This is a genomic window from Acidimicrobiales bacterium (genome assembly GCA_016716005.1).
Lineage (GTDB): Bacteria > Actinomycetota > Acidimicrobiia > Acidimicrobiales > JADJXE01 > JADJXE01.
Window position 1 is genome coordinate 571,890 of record JADJXE010000001.1, and the last position, 17,379, is coordinate 589,268.

At 72.9% G+C, this 17,379-nt stretch carries 12 protein-coding genes; 8 read left to right on the forward strand and 4 right to left on the reverse strand.

All coding sequences use genetic code 11. The features are described from left to right. Positions 1-2: 2 nt before the first annotated feature. The 4 genes from IPM45_02830 to IPM45_02845 all read left to right on the forward strand — a co-directional run bounded on the left by IPM45_02830 (position 3) and on the right by IPM45_02845 (position 4,881). Positions 3-1,157: a zinc-binding dehydrogenase gene (locus IPM45_02830; GenBank protein ID MBK9178504.1), complete on the forward strand. Its 1,155-nt coding sequence runs from the start codon at positions 3-5 to the stop codon at positions 1,155-1,157. Beyond that, complete coding sequence (locus tag IPM45_02835) at positions 1,157-2,740, forward strand: DUF2088 domain-containing protein (GenBank protein ID MBK9178505.1); 1,584 nt, start codon at positions 1,157-1,159, stop codon at positions 2,738-2,740. The genes IPM45_02830 and IPM45_02835 overlap by 1 nt, the downstream gene beginning before the upstream one ends. A gap of 14 nt (positions 2,741-2,754) precedes the next feature. After that, a complete protein-coding gene (locus tag IPM45_02840) occupies positions 2,755-3,765 on the forward strand; it encodes a 1-acyl-sn-glycerol-3-phosphate acyltransferase (protein ID MBK9178506.1) in 1,011 nt (336 codons plus the stop codon). A gap of 231 nt (positions 3,766-3,996) precedes the next feature. Continuing rightward, positions 3,997-4,881 (forward strand): 2-oxo acid dehydrogenase subunit E2, encoded by an 885-nt coding sequence (locus tag IPM45_02845; GenBank protein MBK9178507.1) that lies wholly within the window; start codon positions 3,997-3,999, stop codon positions 4,879-4,881. 24 nt (positions 4,882-4,905) lie between these two features. On the opposite strand, the gene IPM45_02850 is transcribed toward IPM45_02845, so the two are convergent. From IPM45_02850 to gltB, 3 genes are read right to left on the reverse strand one after another with little or no spacing between them, the layout of a single operon-like run. Then, positions 4,906-6,273 carry an aspartate aminotransferase family protein gene (locus tag IPM45_02850; protein ID MBK9178508.1) on the reverse strand — a complete coding sequence of 456 codons (1,368 nt, stop codon included), beginning with the start codon at positions 6,271-6,273 and terminating at the stop codon, positions 4,906-4,908. Positions 6,274-6,310: 37 nt separating this feature from the next. Then, a complete protein-coding gene (locus tag IPM45_02855; protein ID MBK9178509.1) occupies positions 6,311-7,774 on the reverse strand; it encodes a glutamate synthase subunit beta in 1,464 nt (487 codons plus the stop codon). Further along, positions 7,767-12,359 (reverse strand): glutamate synthase large subunit, encoded by a 4,593-nt coding sequence (gene gltB / locus IPM45_02860; protein MBK9178510.1) that lies wholly within the window; start codon positions 12,357-12,359, stop codon positions 7,767-7,769. Before gltB ends, IPM45_02855 begins: the two co-directional genes overlap by 8 nt. A gap of 176 nt (positions 12,360-12,535) precedes the next feature. On the opposite strand from gltB, the gene IPM45_02865 reads away from it, so the two are divergent. The 3 genes from IPM45_02865 to IPM45_02875 all read left to right on the forward strand — a co-directional run bounded on the left by IPM45_02865 (position 12,536) and on the right by IPM45_02875 (position 14,194). Then, positions 12,536-13,183, forward strand: a complete 648-nt coding sequence (locus IPM45_02865; protein ID MBK9178511.1) for a nitroreductase family protein — start codon at positions 12,536-12,538, stop codon at positions 13,181-13,183. A gap of 127 nt (positions 13,184-13,310) precedes the next feature. Continuing rightward, positions 13,311-13,757 (forward strand): DUF4190 domain-containing protein, encoded by a 447-nt coding sequence (locus IPM45_02870; protein MBK9178512.1) that lies wholly within the window; start codon positions 13,311-13,313, stop codon positions 13,755-13,757. Between the two features lie 2 nt (positions 13,758-13,759). Next, positions 13,760-14,194, forward strand: a complete 435-nt coding sequence (locus IPM45_02875; protein MBK9178513.1) for a hypothetical protein — start codon at positions 13,760-13,762, stop codon at positions 14,192-14,194. Positions 14,195-14,275: 81 nt separating this feature from the next. Here the strand turns inward: IPM45_02875 and IPM45_02880 are convergent, their stop codons facing one another. Further along, entirely contained in the window at positions 14,276-15,016 is a 741-nt protein-coding gene (locus IPM45_02880; GenBank protein MBK9178514.1) for a GntR family transcriptional regulator, read from the reverse strand. Positions 15,017-15,085: 69 nt separating this feature from the next. Here IPM45_02880 and IPM45_02885 point away from each other — a divergent pair, with 69 nt between their 5' ends. Continuing rightward, the gene (locus IPM45_02885) at positions 15,086-17,365 is read left to right on the forward strand and encodes an aconitate hydratase (GenBank protein ID MBK9178515.1); all 2,280 of its coding nucleotides are present in this window, start codon (positions 15,086-15,088) and stop codon (positions 17,363-17,365) included. The last annotated feature ends 14 nt before the right edge of the window (positions 17,366-17,379 follow it).

Consider the following 17,379-nt stretch of genomic DNA (forward strand, 5'->3'; position numbering starts at 1 on the left):
CCATGGTCGCGGGCCGCCTCCAGCCGGGCGGCGGGGCCCGCTTCGGGCCGCTCTCGCTGGTCGACGAGCCCCCTCCGGACCTGCCCGGCGACGGGTGGGTCCGGATCCGACCCCGACTGGCCGGGATCTGCGGCTCCGACCTCTCGACGATCGACGGCGCGGCCGCCCGCTACTTCGAGCCCATCGTGTCGTTCCCCTTCGTGCCCGGCCACGAGGTGGTGGCCGACCTCGACGGGTCCGACGGACCGGCCACCGGCGCTCGGGTGGTGCTCGAGCCGGTCCTGGGCTGCGTCGCCCGGGCCGTCCAGCCCCCGTGCGCAGCCTGCGCGCGCGGTGATCTGGGTGGCTGCGAGCGGGTGGCGTTCGGCGCCATCGCCCCCGGCCTGCAGACCGGGTTCTGCTGCGACACCGGTGGCGGGTGGTCGACCGAGCTGGTGGCCCACGGCAGCCAGCTCCACACCGTTCCCGCCGACATGAGCGACGAGGCCGCGGTGATGGTGGAGCCCACGGCGTGCGCCGTGCACGCCGCGCTGCGGTGCGAGGTCGAGCCGGGCGACGTCGTGGCCGTGGTGGGCGCCGGCACCCTCGGCCTGCTCACCCTGGCGAGCCTCCGGCAGCTCACCGAGCCTGCCCGGCTCATCATCGGCGCCAAGCATCCGGCCCAGCGCCGGCTCGCGACCGAGCTCGGGGCCGACGTGGTGGCCCAGCCCCACGAGCTGATCCGGGCCGTTCGGCGCGCCACCGGCTCGCTGGCGGCCGGCAGCCAGCTCACCGGCGGCGCCGACGTCGTCGTCGACTGCGTCGGCTCCAACGAGAGCCTCGCCGAGGCGCTGCGGATGGTCCGACCCCGGGGGCGGGTGGTGCTGGTGGGCATGCCCGCCACGGTGGACGTGGAGCTCACCTCGCTGTGGCATCGCGAGGTCGACCTGCGGGGCGCCTACGCGTACGGCACCGAGGTGATCGCCGGGCGGGGCGCGGTTCGCACGTTCGACCTGGCCTTCGAGCTTGTGCAGGCCGCGCGCCTCGACCGGCTCGTGACCGCCCGCTACCCCATCGACCGGTTCGAGGACGCGGTCGCCCACGCCGCCCAGGCCGGCCGGCGCGGCGCCGTGAAGATCGTCTTCGACCTCCGCTCCGAGAAGGACAGGTACCGCTGATGCCCCGACCAGGGTTCGTGCTCGAGGTCGATCGCTCCACCCCGCCCACGCTGCTGTGGCACGGTGAGGGCTTCCGCCTCCAGCAGCTGCCCGCCGGCACGCGCGTCGTGTACCCGGCCGAGGCCGTCGACCCCATCGACGACCCCGACGCCGCCATCCGCCGAGCCCTCCTCGACCCCATCGACAGCGATCCGCTCCCCGCCCTGCTCCACCCGGGCATGAAGCTCACGATCGCGTTCGACGACGTGTCGTTGCCCCTCCCGCCGATGCGCCGCCCCGACATCCGCCAGCGGATCATCGAGGCCGTCCTCGACCTGGCCGCGGCAGCCGGGGTCGACGACGTCGTGCTGATCGCAGCCCTCGCCCTCCACCGCCGCATGACCGAGGCCGAGCTGCGCCACGCCGTCGGCGACCGGGTGTACGACGCCTTCGCTCCGAGCGGCCGGCTGTACAACCACGACGCAGAGGATCCCGACAACCTCGCCTTCCTCGGCACCACCCCGCACGGCGAGGAGGTCGAGATCAACCGGCGGGCCGCCGAGAGCGACCTGCTCGTCTACGTGAACATCAACCTTGTGGCCATGGACGGGGGATGGAAGTCGACCGCCACCGGCCTGGCGTCGTACCGCAGCCTCCGCCACCACCACAACGTGCACACCCTGCAGCACAGCAGGTCGTTCATGGACCAGGAACGCTCGGAGCTGCACGCCTCGAACTGGCGCATGGGCGCCGTGCTGCGCGAGGCGGGGGTGAAGATCTTCCAGGTCGAGACCACCCTCAACAACGACACGTTCCCGTCGCCCTTCGAGTTCCTCGCCAAACGCGAGTGGGAGTGGACACCGAGGGATCGCGCCCTCTACCTGGGCGCCTCGAAGGGCCTCCAGCGCCTCCCCCGCCGCGCCGCCCGCAGGATCCTGCACTCGATCGAGGCGCCCCACGCCATGACGTCGGTGCAGGCCGGCGACGTCGAGGCGGTCCACCGCGTCACGACCGAGCACGTGTACCGCCAGCAGCTGGTGGAGGTGCAGGGCCAGACCGACGTGCTCACGATGGGGCTGCCCTACCTCTGCCCCTACAACGTGAACTCGATCATGAACCCGATCCTGGTGATGAGCCTCGGCCTCGGCTACTTCTTCAACCTCTACCGCGGCAAGCCCCCGGTGCGCGAGGGCGGGGTGCTGGTCCTCTTCCACGACACCCCGTGGGAGTTCCACCCGGTGCACCACCCGAGCTACATCGACTTCTTCGAGGAGGTCCTGGCCGACACCACCGACCCGGTGGAGATCGAGGCGCGCTACGAGCAGCGCTACGCCGAGGACGAGTGGTACCGGCACCTCTACCGCACGAGCTACGCCTACCACGGGGTCCACCCGTTCTACATGTGGTATTGGGGCAGCCACGCCCTGCAGCACCTCGGCCGGGTGGTCGTCGTGGGCGGCGACCCCAAGGCCGTCCGCCGGCTCGGCTTCCACCCCGCGACCACCCTCGACGACGCCCTGGAGATCGCCTCCGACGTGGTCGGCCGCAGCCCGTCGATCACCCACATCCACAACCCGCCGCTGCTGATGGCGGACGTCCGCTGAGGGCCCGGACGCCGATGCCCGAACCCGAGCGGACGCCCGCCGAGCTCGTCGCCCTGGCCCGGGCGGCCCGAGCCGTCGGCCGCGTGCGCGAGGTCGTCGACCGGTCGCCCGTCGCCCGGCTCAGGGGCCGCGGCTTCCCCTGGCGGGCGCCGAGCGTGCCCGCCGGCGTGGAGCCCCTGCCCGAGGAGCCGCGAACCGGCTCGCGCTACGACACCGAGTGGGCGCGCCGGATGCCGGCCCGGCTGGCCCGCGCCGCCATCGTCGAGGGCCCCCTCCGCCTCCTCGTGCGGGGCGTCGCCGCCCCCGAGCGCACCGGCCTCGACCGGCTCGACGCGCTGGAGGGGCCCGCCGTGTTCGCGGCCAACCACCACAGCCACGTGGACGCTCCCCTGATGATCACGTCGATCCCCGAGCCCTGGCGGCACCGGCTCGTCGTCGGCGCCGCGGCCGACTACTTCTTCGCCACGCGGGTCACCTCCGCCCTCTCGGCGCTGGCCCTCGGGGCGTTCCCGATCGACCGGGCCAGGGTGAACCGCCGCTCCGCCGACCTGGCCGCGGAGCTGATCGACGACGGGTGGAGCCTGCTGATCTTCCCGGAGGGCGGCCGCAGCCCCGACGGCTGGGGGCAGCCGTTCCGGGGTGGCGCGGCGTACCTCTCGATCCGTTGCGCCGTGCCGGTCGTGCCGGTGCACGTCGAGGGGACCGGGAGGATCCTCCCCAAGGGCCAGCGCCTGCCCGCCGTGGGACGCACCCTGGTCACGTTCGGGCCACCCCTGCGGCCCGCCGAGGGCGAGGATGCGCGCCGCTTCGCGGTGCGCATCGAGCGGGCCGTCGCCGAGCTGGCCGACGAGGCGGCCACCGACTGGTGGTCGGCCCGGCGGCGGGCCGCCATCGGCGACACGCCGTCGCTCGGGGGGCCGGAGCTGCCCTCGTGGCGCCGGGCCTGGGCGCTGGGCGACACCGGTCGGGGCCGCGACGCGGCACGACGCCGGCGCGAGGGGCGGGCCTGGCCGAAGCTCGACTAACCCCGGCCCCGCGCCGGCGGCACGCTCCCGGGCTCACCCGAGCGTTCTCCGGCCGGTCCACCACCGCCACGGTGGTCGACGCGCCGGAGAACCCGGGCCGCTCGGGCGCCGTCACCTCGGGACCAACGGCCCTGGTGACACCGGTCACGGGGCGCGACAACCGAGGCAGCGCCAGCCGTCGACGCCAGGGGCCTGGCCGGGCCAGGGACGGCCGGCGGAAGGGGTCCGCACATGGCCGCAGCACCTGCCCTCCACTTCTCCGTGTGGCGCAAGATCGCCATGGCCACGTGGCGGCCGCGCACCGATCCGATGATCTTCGCCAGCCTCGACGTCGACGCCGGCAACCTGCTCGCCTACCTCGACGAGGTCCGGCTGGCGACGGGCCAGCACGTGACGCCGGCGCACCTCGTCGGTCGGGCCGTCGCCAAAGTCCTCGAGCAACTCCCCGGCCTGAACGGCCGGGTGGTGTTCGGCGAGTTCCTCCCCTCGCCGACCATCGACATCTTCTACGTCGTGTCCCTCCGCACCGACCTGGTCGACGGGGCCGACGCCGCCGAGACCGATCTGTCGGGCTCGGTGATCCGACGAGCCGACGAGAAGCCGCCGTGGGTGCAGGCCGCCGAGCTGACCGAGAAGGCCCACCAGATCCGCGCCGGCGAGGACCCCATGTTCAGGCAGACGAAGGCGCTGGCCATGCGGCTGCCCGCCATCGCCCTGCGGCCGATCCTCGACACGGTCGGCTTCATCACCGAGTCCCTGCAGCTGCCGGTGCCGTTCCTCGGCCTCGAGGCCCGGCCGTTCGGCTCGTTCCTCGTCACCAACGTCGGCACGTACGGGCTCGACTCCGCCTACGCGGCCATCGCCACGACCTGCCACGTCCCCGGCGGGGTGGTGGTCGGGGCCATCACCGAGAAGCCGGTCGTGCGGAACCACGAGGTCGTCGTGCGCCCGATCCTGCCGCTCGGGGCGATGATCGACCATCGCTTCATCGACGGCTACCAGGGAGCCGTGATCGCCAAGATCATGCGCGAGTACCTGGGCGACCCGGCCGCCTTCGACCCCGTCCCCGTGCCGGCGGCCATGGAGGAGCTGCCCCCGCTCCCGGCCGGGGTCTGAGCGCCGGCCAGCCGGAGGGACCGCCTACGGGTGGTCGAGGGAGCCGAGGATCAGCGCGATGTCGTCCGGCGTCGTGCCGGGGTTCACCACGCAAAAGCGCAGCACCGTCTCACCCTGCCACGCGCTGGGTGTGACCAGGGCCAGGCCCTCGGCCAGCACCCGCTGCGACCAGGTGTGGTAGTCGGGAGGCGTCCACCCGACCCGGCGGAACAGCACCACCGACAGCTCGGGCTCGAGGAGGAGCTCGGTCGACGGGTGGGCCCGCACCTGGCGGGCGGCGTCGCGAGCGGTGTCGAGCGTGGTCTCCACCGCCACCCGGAAGGCGTCGGTGCCGTGGGTGGCCAGCGAGAACCAGAACGGCAGGCCGCGCGCCCGTCGGGATAGGTGGAAGGCGTAGTCCGACGGGTTCCACTCGTGACGGGCCGTGACGGCGTCGAGGTAGACCGCGCTCTGGGTGTGCGCCACCCGGGCCAGCTCGGGCTCGCGATACAGCAGGGCCGCGCAGTCGAAGGTGCTGAACAGCCACTTGTGCGGGTCGACCACGAACGAGTCGGCCCGCTCGATGCCGTCGAAGAGGTGCCGCACGCTGGGGGCGGCCAGGGCGGCACCGCCGTAGGCGCCGTCGACGTGCAGCCACAGGCCCCGCTCGGCGCACACGTCGGCCACCCCCGCCAGGTCGTCGACCGTGCCCAGGTTCGTCGTGCCGGCGGTGGCGACCACGGCGAACAGCCCGTCGCTCGCGCCGGCCGAGTCGGCCCGCCCCAGCGCGGTCCGCAGGTTCGGGCCGGTGAGGCGCCCCCGATCGTCGACCGGCACCCGCAGCACCTCGACGTCCATCACGCGGGCCGCGGCGTCGATCGACGAGTGCACGTCGCCGCTGGCCGCCACCCTCCAGCGGGCCGGCCGGTCGGCCCGCGTCGCAGCGGCCGTGTGGCGGGCCGCGACCAGCGCCGACAGGTTCGCGGCCGACCCGCCGCTCACGAACGTGCCACCCGCGGTCGCCGGCAGTCCGGCCAGCTCCGCGATCCACGCCAGGGCCTGGTTCTCGGCGTAGACCGCACCGCTCGCCTCCAGCCACGAGCCCCCGTAGAGCCCCGAGGCGCCGATGACCATGTCGAAGAGCGCGGCCACCTTGGTGGGGGCCGCCGGCACGAAGGCGAGGAAGCGGGGGTGGTCAACGGAGATGTTGGCCGACGCCAGCACCTCGGCGAAGAGCCGGAGCGCCTCGAGCCCCCCGATGCCCGCAGGGGTGATGGTGCTGCCCACGGCGGCGGTGAGCTCCTGCTCGGTGCGCGGGTGGTCCAGGTCGGGCGGGTCGAGCCGCAGGCGCTCGAGGGCGTAGTCCACGATCGCCCGGGCCAACCGCTCCGTCTCGTCCGTGTACCGGTGCACGACGCCGAGTCTGCCTCGCGCCCGACCCGGCGCCGTCCTAGGTGAGGGGGCGGGCCGTGGGCGCGATCGGTGCCGGCAGCATGGTCTCGCCCATGAGCGCCTCGTCGACCGCGGCGGCGCAGGCCCGGCCCTCGGCGATGGCCCACACGATCAGGCTCTGGCCGCGTCCCATGTCGCCGCACACGAACACACCCTCGACGTTCGTCCTCCAACCGCCGTCACGGGCCACGTTGCCCCGGGCGTCGATCTCGACGCCGAGGGCCTCGAGCATCCCCGGGACCTGGGCCCCGGTGAAGCCCATGGCCAGCAGCACCAGCTCGCACGGCAGCTCGAAGTCGGACCCGGGGACCTTCTCGAACACCATGCGGCCGTCGACGAACCGCTGCTCCACCTCGTGGGCCCGCAGCCCCCGCACGTTCCCCTGGTCGTCGCCGACGAACATCTCGGTGTTCACCGAGAAGACGCGCTCGCCGCCCTCCTCGTGGGCCGAGGTGACCTTGTACTGCATGGGATACGTCGGCCAGGGGTTGGCCGTCGGCCGGTGATCGGGTGGCCGGGGCATGATCTCGAACTGGTGGACCGACAGGCAGCCCTGGCGGTGAACCGTGCCCAGGCAGTCGGCGCCCGTGTCGCCGCCGCCGATGATCACCACGTGCTTGCCCTCGGCGGTGATCGTGGGCTCGGCCAGGTCTCCCTGCTGCACCCGGTTGGCGATCGGCAGGAACTCCATCGCCTGGTGCACCCCGTTCAGGTCGTGCCCGGGGATCGGCAGACCCCGGGCCACCGTGGCCCCACCGGCCAGGACGATGGCGTCGAACTGGCGGCGGAGGTCGTCGACCGCCACGTCGACGCCCACGTCGGCGCTGACGCGGAACTCGACCCCTTCGGCCTCCATCTGGGCCAGGCGACGGTCGAGGACCCGCTTCTCCATCTTGAACTCGGGGATGCCGTAGCGCAGCAGTCCGCCGATGCGGTCGGCCCGCTCGAACACCACCACCCGGTGCCCGGCCCGGCGCAGCTGCTGGGCGGCGGCCAGGCCCGCCGGCCCCGACCCCACGACCGCGACGGCGCGACCCGTCTCCACCGCCGGCGGCTGCGGCGCCACCCAGCCCTCGGCCCAGGCCCGATCGATGATCTCGACCTCCACCTGCTTGATGCTGACGGGATCGGCGTTGATGCCCAGCACGCAGGCCGCCTCGCAGGGCGCCGGGCAGAGCCGCCCGGTGAACTCGGGGAAGTTGTTGGTGGCGTGCAGCCGCTCGATGGCGTCGCGCCAGTGCTCCCGGTAGACGAGGTCGTTCCAGTCGGGGATGAGGTTGCCGAGCGGGCACCCGTTGTTGCAGAAGGGGATGCCGCAGTCCATGCACCGGCCGGCCTGGAGCTTGAGCCTGTCGGCCGGGAAGGGCTCGTACACCTCCTTCCAGTCGCGGAGCCGCACGGGCACCGGGCGGCGCGTGGGCGCTTCCCGATCCCACTTCAGGAACCCGGTGAGCTCACCCATGCGACGCCGCCATCACTGCCTCGAGGACCGGGATGCCCCGCTCCTCCGCGTCCTTGGTGGCCTGCAGGATCCGCTTGTAGTCCTTGGGCATGACCTTCTTGAAGTGCTCGAGCTGGTTCCACCAGTCGTCGAGGAGGCGGGAGGCGACGGCCGAGCCGGTCTCGTCGCGGTGCCGGGCGATGATCTCCCGGAGGAAGTCGAAGTCGTCCTCTTCGAGCGGGTCGAGGTCGACCATCTCGTAGTTCACGAGGTTCGGGAGCTCGTCGTGCGGGTCGTGGACGTAGGCCACTCCCCCCGACATGCCGGCCCCGACGTTGCGCCCGGTGGGGCCGAGCACCACCACGCGCCCGCCGGTCATGTACTCGCACGCGTGGTCGCCGACCCCCTCGACGACCGCCGTGGCCCCGGAGTTGCGCACGCAGAAACGCTCACCCACGACGCCCCGCAGGAACACCTCCCCCGCCGTGGCCCCGTAGAGGATGACGTTGCCGGCGATCACGTTGTCCTCGGCGACGAAGGGGGCGTCGCGATCGGGGTGCACCACCAGGCGCCCGCCGGACAGGCCCTTGCCGAGGTAGTCGTTGGCGTCGCCCTCGAGGCGCATCGTGATGCCCCTCGGCACGAAGGCGCCGAAGCTCTGGCCCGCCGAGCCCCGGAAGTGGAGCCGGATCGTGTCGTCGGGCAGCCCCTCGCCGCCGAAGCGCCGGGTGACCTCGAAGCCGAGCATCGTGCCGACCGTGCGGTTCACGTTGCGGATCGGCAGCTCGAGGCTCACCGGCTGGCGATCGTCGAGCGCCCCCTCGCACAACTGGATGAGGGTGTGGTCGAGGGCCCGGTCGAGGCCGTGGTCCTGCTTCTGGACGCAGTAGCGGGCCTCGTTGAGCCCGAGGTCGGGCATCGTGAGGACGGGGGTGAGGTCGAGGCCCGACGCCTTCCAGTGGTCGACGGCCGCCTGCACGTCGAGCAGCTCGGCGTGGCCGATCGCCTCGGCGAGCGTGCGGAAGCCCAGCTCGGCGAGCAGCTCGCGCACCTCCTCGGCGACGTACTCGAAGAACGTGACGACGAACTCGGGCTTGCCGCTGAAGCGCTCGCGGAGCTCCGGGTTCTGGGTGGCCACGCCCACCGGGCAGGTGTCGAGGTGGCAGACCCGCATCATCACGCAGCCCGACACCACCAGCGGGGCGGTGGCGAAGCCGAACTCCTCGGCACCGAGCAGCGCGGCGATCACCACGTCGCGGCCGGTCTTCATCTGGCCGTCGACCTGCACCACGATCCGGTCGCGCAGCCCGTTCAGGAGCAGGGTCTGCTGGGTCTCGGCCAGCCCCAGCTCCCACGGGGCTCCGGCGTGCTTGAGCGAGGTGAGCGGCGAGGCGCCGGTGCCGCCGTCGTGGCCGGAGATGAGCACCACGTCGGCGTGGGCCTTCGACACGCCCGCGGCCACCGTGCCCACGCCCACCTCGGCCACCAGCTTCACGTGCACCCGGGCCTCCGGGTTGGAGTTCTTGAGGTCGTGGATGAGCTGGGCCAGGTCCTCGATGGAGTAGATGTCGTGGTGCGGCGGCGGGCTGATCAGCCCCACACCCGGCGTGGAGTGCCGGGTCTTGGCGATCCACGGGTACACCTTGTGGCCCGGCAGCTGGCCGCCCTCGCCGGGCTTGGCGCCCTGGGCCATCTTGATCTGCAGGTCGTCGGCGTTCACCAGGTACTCGCTGGTCACGCCAAAGCGGCCCGACGCCACCTGCTTGATGGCCGAGCGGCGCAGGTCGCCGTTGGGGTCGGGCACGAAGCGGTCGGGGTCCTCGCCGCCCTCGCCGGTGTTGCTCTTGCCGCCGATGCGGTTCATGGCGATGGCGAGGGTCTCGTGGGCCTCCTTCGAGATCGAGCCGTAGCTCATGGCGCCGGTGGCGAAGCGCTTGACGATCTCCGAGACCGGCTCGACCTCGTCGACGGGCACCGGCGGCCGCTCGTCCGTCCGCAGGCGGAACAGCCCCCGGAGCGTGGCCAGGTGGGCCGCCTGCTGGTCGACGAGGCTCGTGTACTCCTTGAAGACCTCGTAGCGCTTGGCGCGGGTCGCGTGCTGGAGCTTGAACACCGTCTCGGGGTTGAACAGGTGGTACTCGCCCTCGCGGCGCCACTGGTACTCGCCCCCGAGCTCGAGGGTGCGGTGGGCGCGCTCGGTGGGCCGCGGCGGGTACGCGGTGGCGTGCCGGCGGGCGACCTCGGCCGCGAGCACGTCGAGCCCCACCCCGCCGAGGCGGCTCACCGTGCCGGTGAAGTAGCGGTCGACGACCTCCGAGCCCAGTCCGATGGCCTCGAACACCTGGGCGCCGGTGTAGGACGCGACGGTGGAGATGCCCATCTTCGACATCACCTTCAGCACGCCCTTGTTGGCCGCCTTGATGTAGTTGCGCACGGCCTTCTCGGCGTCGATGTCGACGAGCAGGCCCTCGAGCACGAGGTCCTCGATGGCCTCGAAGGCGAGGTACGGGTTGATGGCGCCTGCGCCGTACCCGAGCAGGAGGCACATGTGGTGCACCTCGCGGGCGTCGCCGGCCTCGACCACCAGGCCGACCCTGGTGCGCGTCTTCTCGCGGATCAGGTGGTGGTGGATGGCGCCGGTGAACAGCAGCGACGGGATGGGCGCGAGCTCCTCGTCGGAGTCCCGGTCGGAGAGCACGATCACGCTGGCGCCGTCGGCGATGGCCGCGCTGGCCTGCCGGCAGAGGTCCTCCAGGGCGGCGCGGAGCGCCTCGCCCCCGCCCGCGACCGGGTAGAGCCCGCGGAGGGTCACCGACTGGAACTCGGGGTACTCGCCGTCGTCGTTGGCGTCGATCAGCCGCTCGAGCTCGTCGTTGTCGATGATCGGGTGGTGGAGGCTGATCTGCCGGCAGCTCTGCGGCGTCGGCTGCAGGAGGTTGCCCTCGGGTCCGATCGTCGTGAAGAGCGAGGTGACCAGCTCCTCGCGGATCGCGTCCAGGGGCGGGTTGGTCACCTGCGCGAAGAGCTGGGCGAAGTAGTCGAACAGGAGTCGCGACCGGTTCGACAGCACCGCGATCGGGGTGTCGTTGCCCATCGAGCCGATGGGCTCGTAGCCGTTCTTGGCCATCGGGCCCACGATGATCTTCAGCTCCTCGTGGGTGTAGCCGAACGTCTGCAGCCGGCGCATGACCGACTCGTGGCCCCAGATCTTGTGCTCGCGCTCGGGCAGGTCGTCGAGCCGCACCAGGCCCCGACGCAGCCACTCCCCGTAGGGGTGCTCGGCCGCCAGGCCGGCCTTGATCTCCTCGTCGTCGACGATGCGCCCCTGCTCGGTGTCGACGAGGAACATCTTCCCGGGCTGGAGTCGGCCCTTCTTCACGACCCGGTCGGGCGGCACGTCGACCACGCCGACCTCGCTCGCCATGATGACCAGGTCGTCGGCCGTCACCCAGTAGCGGCTCGGGCGGAGGCCGTTGCGGTCGAGCACGGCACCGATCACGGTGCCGTCGGTGAAGGCGATGGACGCGGGCCCGTCCCACGGCTCCATGAGGGACGCGTGGAACTGGTAGAAGGCCTTCTTCTCCGCGGGCATCGAGCCGTGGTTCTCCCACGCCTCGGGGATCATCATCAGCACGGCGTGCGGCAGCGAGCGCCCACCGAGGTGCAGCAGCTCCAGGCACTCGTCGAAGCTGGCCGAGTCGCTGGCGCCGGGGGTGATGATCGGGAAGACGCGCTCCAGGTCGCCCGGGATGAGGTCGGTGGCGAGCAGGGCCTCGCGGGCCCGCATCCAGTTGCGGTTGCCCTGCAGGGTGTTGATCTCGCCGTTGTGGGCCACGAACCGGTACGGGTGCGCCAGCGGCCACGAGGGGAACGTGTTGGTGGAGAAGCGGCTGTGCACCAGGGCCAGTGCGCTCTCCGTGCGGTCGTCGGCCAGGTCGGGGAAGAACGTGCGCAGCTGGGGCGTGGTGAGCATGCCCTTGTACACGATCGTGCGGCCGGACAGGCTCGGGAAGTACGGCGGGAGCCCGCCGTTGGCCACCGTGGGCTGCTCGCCCCCGGGCGCGCCGACCACCACGCCGTGCTCGACGCGCTTGCGGACCACGAATGCCCGCCGCTCGAGGTCGAGGCCGGCGAGGGGCGCGTCGGGGGGACCGGCGACGAACACCTGCCGGAAGCGGGGCTCCACCGCCTTCGCGGTGGAGCCGATCATCGAGTCGTCGAACGGGACGTCCCGCCACCCGAGGGTGCGCAGGCCCTCGTCGGCGACGATCGCCTCGATCTGCCGGCAGGTCTCGCCGGCCTGGCCCACGTCGACGGGCAGGAAGACCAGGCCGGTCGCGTAGGCCCCCGCTGGTGGGAGCTCGAAGGGCACGACCGCCCGGTAGAAGGCGTCGGGCACCTGGATGAGGATCCCGGCCCCGTCGCCGGTGTTCACCTCGCAGCCTGCCGCGCCCCGATGCTCGAGGTTGCGCAGCGCGCCGATGCCGAGCTCGACGAGGCGGTGCGAGCGCCGGCCCTGCAGGTCGACGACGAAGCTGACACCGCAGGCGTCGTGCTCGAAGCGGGGGTCGTAGAGCCCCTGGGGCACGGGGAGGTCGTGGGGCATGCGCCATCCTTCTCCGGTGGTGCGGGGACGGGTGGTGCTCGCTCGGGACGGCGTTGGCCCTGACGCAGCGTCAGAAGGGTACTCCACGCCCCCCCGAGCGACGCCACTCGGTTCGCGGATCGTGACCTGTTCGTGACACCCGCCACGGCCCCGCCCGGCGGTGGCATGCTCGGCCGGTGGACCTCCTGCCTCTCGACCCCGACGAGCTACTGACGACCACCCGATCGGTGCGCAAGCGCCTCGACTTCGACCGTCCGGTGGAGCGGGCCGTGGTCGAGGAGTGCCTCGAGGTCGCCCTGCAGGCACCCACCGGCTCGAACACCCAGGGTTGGCAGTGGGTCGTCGTCGACGACCCGGCGCTGAAGGCCGCCATCGCCGGGCACTACGGGCGCAACTACGACGAGTACGCCCAGAACCCGGCCTCGGCGGCGTTCGCCGACGACGACCCCCGGGCCCAGCGCCGCGACGCCGTCCGGTCGTCGTCGCGCTACCTGCGGGAGCGCCTCCACGAGGTGCCGGTGATGGTCATCCCCTGCATCGCCGGGCGGTTCGAGGGCCTGCCCTCGTTCGCCCAGGCCAGCATGTGGGGTTCGATCCTCCCCGCGGTGTGGAGCTTCATGCTCGCCCTGCGGGCGCGCGGGCTCGGGTCGGCGTGGACCACCCTGCACCTGCCCGACGAGCGGGCGGTCGCCGACCTGCTGGGCATCCCCTACGACCGCTACACGCAGGCCGGCCTGTTCCCCGTGGCCCACACGCTCGGCACCGACTTCAAGCCCGCTCCCCGCCTCCCCCTCGCCGACGTGCTCCACTGGAACGGCTGGTAGCCCACCCGCTGCGTGACCGTCGGCCCCGCGCCGCAGCCCCGCGCGATGGTCCGGACCGCCACCCGCTGCGCAGGCCTGTGGGCGCCGCGCCTGGCCCGACGCCGGCTCGACCGGCGAGAATGGCCGGGTGACCGATGCCCCCCAGCCCCCGGGCGACCGCGCCGACGAGCCGACCGACGAGCCCAGCCGCCCCGACGAGGTCCCCGGGGCCGACGACGCCGACCGCCCCGACGAGGTGATCGCACCCGAGGCCAACGGGCCGGAGGGCGCCGACACCACCTCGTGGGCCCAGCGCGCCACCCGCGCCCTCACCGAGGGCTCGGTGGCGCCGGCCCCGGCAGAGGGCGCCAGGACCGAGCCGAAGGCGATCGCGGCGCTCGCCCTGGGCATGGTCGGCTTCTTCCTCTTCGCCATCGTGCTCGGCCCGCTCGCCATCTTCTTCGCCTGGCGGGCCAAGCGCGACATCCAGGCCTCCGAGGGCCGCCTGAAGGGGATGGGCCTGGCCGTGGCCGGGCAGATCCTCGGGTTCGTGGCCATCGGCTTCTGGATCATCTTCCTGATCACCAACGCCTAGCCATGCTCCGCCGCAAGCCGATCGAGCCCCAGCCCGGCGACGCCCCCGCCGCGCCGACCAGCAAGTCGTCGTGGGAGGCCCGCGCGGCCAAGGCCGAGGCGGCCAAGCACGGCGGGCCCACGGGCGGAGCCACCGCGACCGGCGCGACGGGCGCCACCACCCCCGGCGCCAGGGCGGCCAAGCCTCCCAAGCCGCCGATCGACAACCTGGCGGTGGTCGCGGGCCTGCTCTCGCTCCTGGCCACCATCGTCATCCCGTTCGTGATCGGCCCGGTCGCGTTCTTCCTGGCCTGGAAGGCGAGGGTCCGGGTGAAGGCGGCCAACGAGGGAGGGGTGACGGTGCGGGGCTACCGGCTTGCGGTGGCCGCGCAGGCCATCTCGGTGATGGCCGTGGTGATCTGGGTGGTCGCGATCCTGGTCCCGGCCGTCCAAGGCTGAGCCGGGCGGGCCGCTCGCGTCCTGTGCACGCCCGCGGTCGCCTTTCGAGCGATCCGGTGCACGCAACGGCGAGCCCGAGCGCTACTGGGGCTCCTCCACCAGCCGCAGGCCCGTCGGCGCCATCGAGAGCTCGACGTGGGGCAGGTCGACCACGAACTCGGTCCGGTGGGCCGGGAACACGTGCTCGGAGAGCAGCACCGGCTCGCCGTCGACGGTCTGGGTGACCCGCTCGCAGCGCAGCACCGGGGACCCCACGGGGATGCCCAGCAGTGCGGCGTCGTCGGCCGAGGCGGCCGCGGCGCCGATGGTCTGGGTGGCCCCGCCGAGGGGGACGGCCAGCAGCTCGTAGAACGGCGAGCGCTCCACGTCGGCGCGCGAGAGCTCGGCACCGAGCTCGGCCGGGCACCAGACCGTCACCCTCGCGAAGGGCTCGCCGTCGGCCAGGTTGAGGCGGCGGACCCGCAGCACCTGCTCACAGCCGAGCGCTCGGCGGACCCGCGGCTCGGCGGCCACGAAGGCGAAGTCGAGCACGCGCCGCTCTGGCACCAGGCCGCTCTCGGCCAGCTGGCCCTCGATCGTCCCGAGCCGCCCGAGGGTCTGACGCAGCGGGTCGGCGGCCACGAACCAGCCGAACCCCTGGCGGGCGTCGAGCAGCCCCTCCGTCCGGAGGACCTCCAGCGCCCGGCGGATCGTGACGCGGCTGGCGCGGTACGTTGCCGAGAGCTCGGCCTCGCTGGGGAGAACCCGGCCGGCCGCGAGCTCGCCGGCCTCGAGGCGGGACCGCAGCTCGTCGGCGATCGCCCGGTAGCGGATCTCGCGCACTTGTCATATACTTGTCTACATCGGTCGCCGACGCAAGCGGCCGCCGTCCGCCGCCTCCAGGGGGTCGCCATGGCCGTCACCGCCAGCACGCCGATCGAGCTCGTCCGGGGCGTCTACGCCACCCTCCCCGAGCGGGTGGCGAGCGCCCGTCGCCGGCTGGGCCGGCCGGTCACCCTCACCGAGAAGGTGCTGTTCAACCACCTCGGCGACCCCGAGGGCCAGGAGGTGGAGCGGGGCCGCAGCTACGCCGACTTCCACCCTGACCGCGTCGCCATGCAGGACGCCACCGCCCAGATGGCGCTCCTGCAGTTCATGACGGCCGGGCTCCCGCGGGTGGCGGTGCCGTCGACCGTCCACTGCGATCACCTGATCCAGGCCAAGGTGGACGGTGCCGCCGACCTCCGCTTCGCGCTCGACGCGAACTCCGAGGTCTACGCGTTCCTGCAGGCCGTGTCGGCCCGGTACGGCATCGGCTTCTGGAAGCCGGGCTCGGGGATCATCCACCAGGTCGTGCTGGAGAACTACGCCTTCCCCGGCGGCATGATGATCGGCACCGACAGCCACACGCCCAACGCCGGCGGCCTGGGGATGGTGGCGATCGGCGTGGGCGGTGCCGACGCCGTCGACGTGATGACGGGGTTCCCCTTCAACGTCCGCTGGCCCACGGTGATCGGCGTCCACCTCACCGGCGAGCTGTCCGGCTGGGTGGCGCCGAAGGACGTCATCCTGAAGGTCGCCGAGGTGCTCACCGTGAAGGGCGGCACGGGCGCCGTCGTGGAGTACCTCGGCCCCGGCGCCGACTCGCTCTCGGCCACGGGCAAGGGCACGATCTGCAACATGGGCGCCGAGATCGGCGCGACCACCTCGATCTTCCCCTTCGACGGCCACATGGCCGACTACCTGCGCTCGACCGGCCGCGAGGCCATCGCCGACGCGGCCACGGCCGTGGCGGCCCACCTCCGCGCCGACCCCGAGGTCGAGGCCGACCCGGCCCGCTTCTACGACCAGGTGATCGAGATCGACCTGTCCACGCTGGAGCCCCTGATCAACGGCCCGGCCACCCCGGACCTGGCCCACAGGGTGAGCGAGGTGGGCGCCGCCGCCCGCGCCAACGGGTGGCCGGTCGAGATCTCGGCCGCGCTCATCGGCTCGTGCACCAACTCGTCGTACGAGGACATCACCCGCGCCGCGTCGATCGCCCGCCAGGCCTCGGCCAAGGGCCTGCGGGCCCGCACGGCCCTGCTGGTCACCCCGGGCTCCGAGCAGGTGCGCGCCACCATCGAGCGCGACGGCCTGCTCGCCGACCTCGAGGCCATCGGCGCGACCGTGCTGGCCAACGCCTGCGGGCCGTGCATCGGCCAGTGGGAGCGCACCGACGTCGATCCGTCCACGAAGAACACGATCGTCAACTCCTTCAACCGCAACTTCCCGAAGCGCAACGACGGCAACGCCAACACGCTGGCCTTCGTGACCTCCCCCGACACGGTGGTGGCCCTCGCCCTGGCCGGCACCCTCGACTTCGACCCGGCCCGCGGCACCCTCACCAACGAGGCCGGCGAGGAGGTGCGCCTCGATCCCCCCGTGGGCGAGATGCTGCCGGCTCGCGGGTTCGACCCCGGCCAGAGCGGCTTCGTGGCCCCGCCGGCCGACGGCTCCACCATCACGGTCGGCGTCGACCCGGCCAGCGACCGCCTGCAGCTGCTGGAGCCCTTCCCCGCCTGGGACGGCCGCGACTACGTGGAGCTGCCCGTGCTCATGAAGGCACGGGGCAAGTGCACCACCGACCACATCTCGGCCGCCGGGCCCTGGCTCCGCTATCGCGGCCACCTCGAGAACATCAGCGGCAACCTGTTCCTCGGCGCGGTGAACGCCTTCACGGGGGCCACCGGCGAGGGCAAGGACCAGACCGACGGCCGGACCCGCCCGTACCCGGAGATCGCCAAGCGCTACGCCGAGGCCGGCATCGGCTGGGTGGCGGTGGGCGACGAGAACTACGGCGAGGGCTCCTCGCGGGAGCACGCGGCCATGGAGCCCCGCTATCGCAACGGGAAGGTGATCCTGGCCCGATCGTTCGCCCGCATCCACGAGACGAACCTGAAGAAGCAGGGGATGCTCCCGCTCACCTTCGCCGATCCGGCCACCTACGACCTGATCGCCGAGGACGACCGGATCTCGATCCTGGGCCTGGCCGACCTCACCCCCGACGCTGCGGTGCAGGGCCGCATCCACCGGCCCGACGGCACGACCGTCGACTTCCGGTGCGCCCACACCTTCTCGCCCGACCAGCTGGCGTGGTTCCGGGCCGGGAGCGCCCTCAACATCATCCGTGCCCGCCAGCACCTGGGCTGACGGGCACGGCCGGG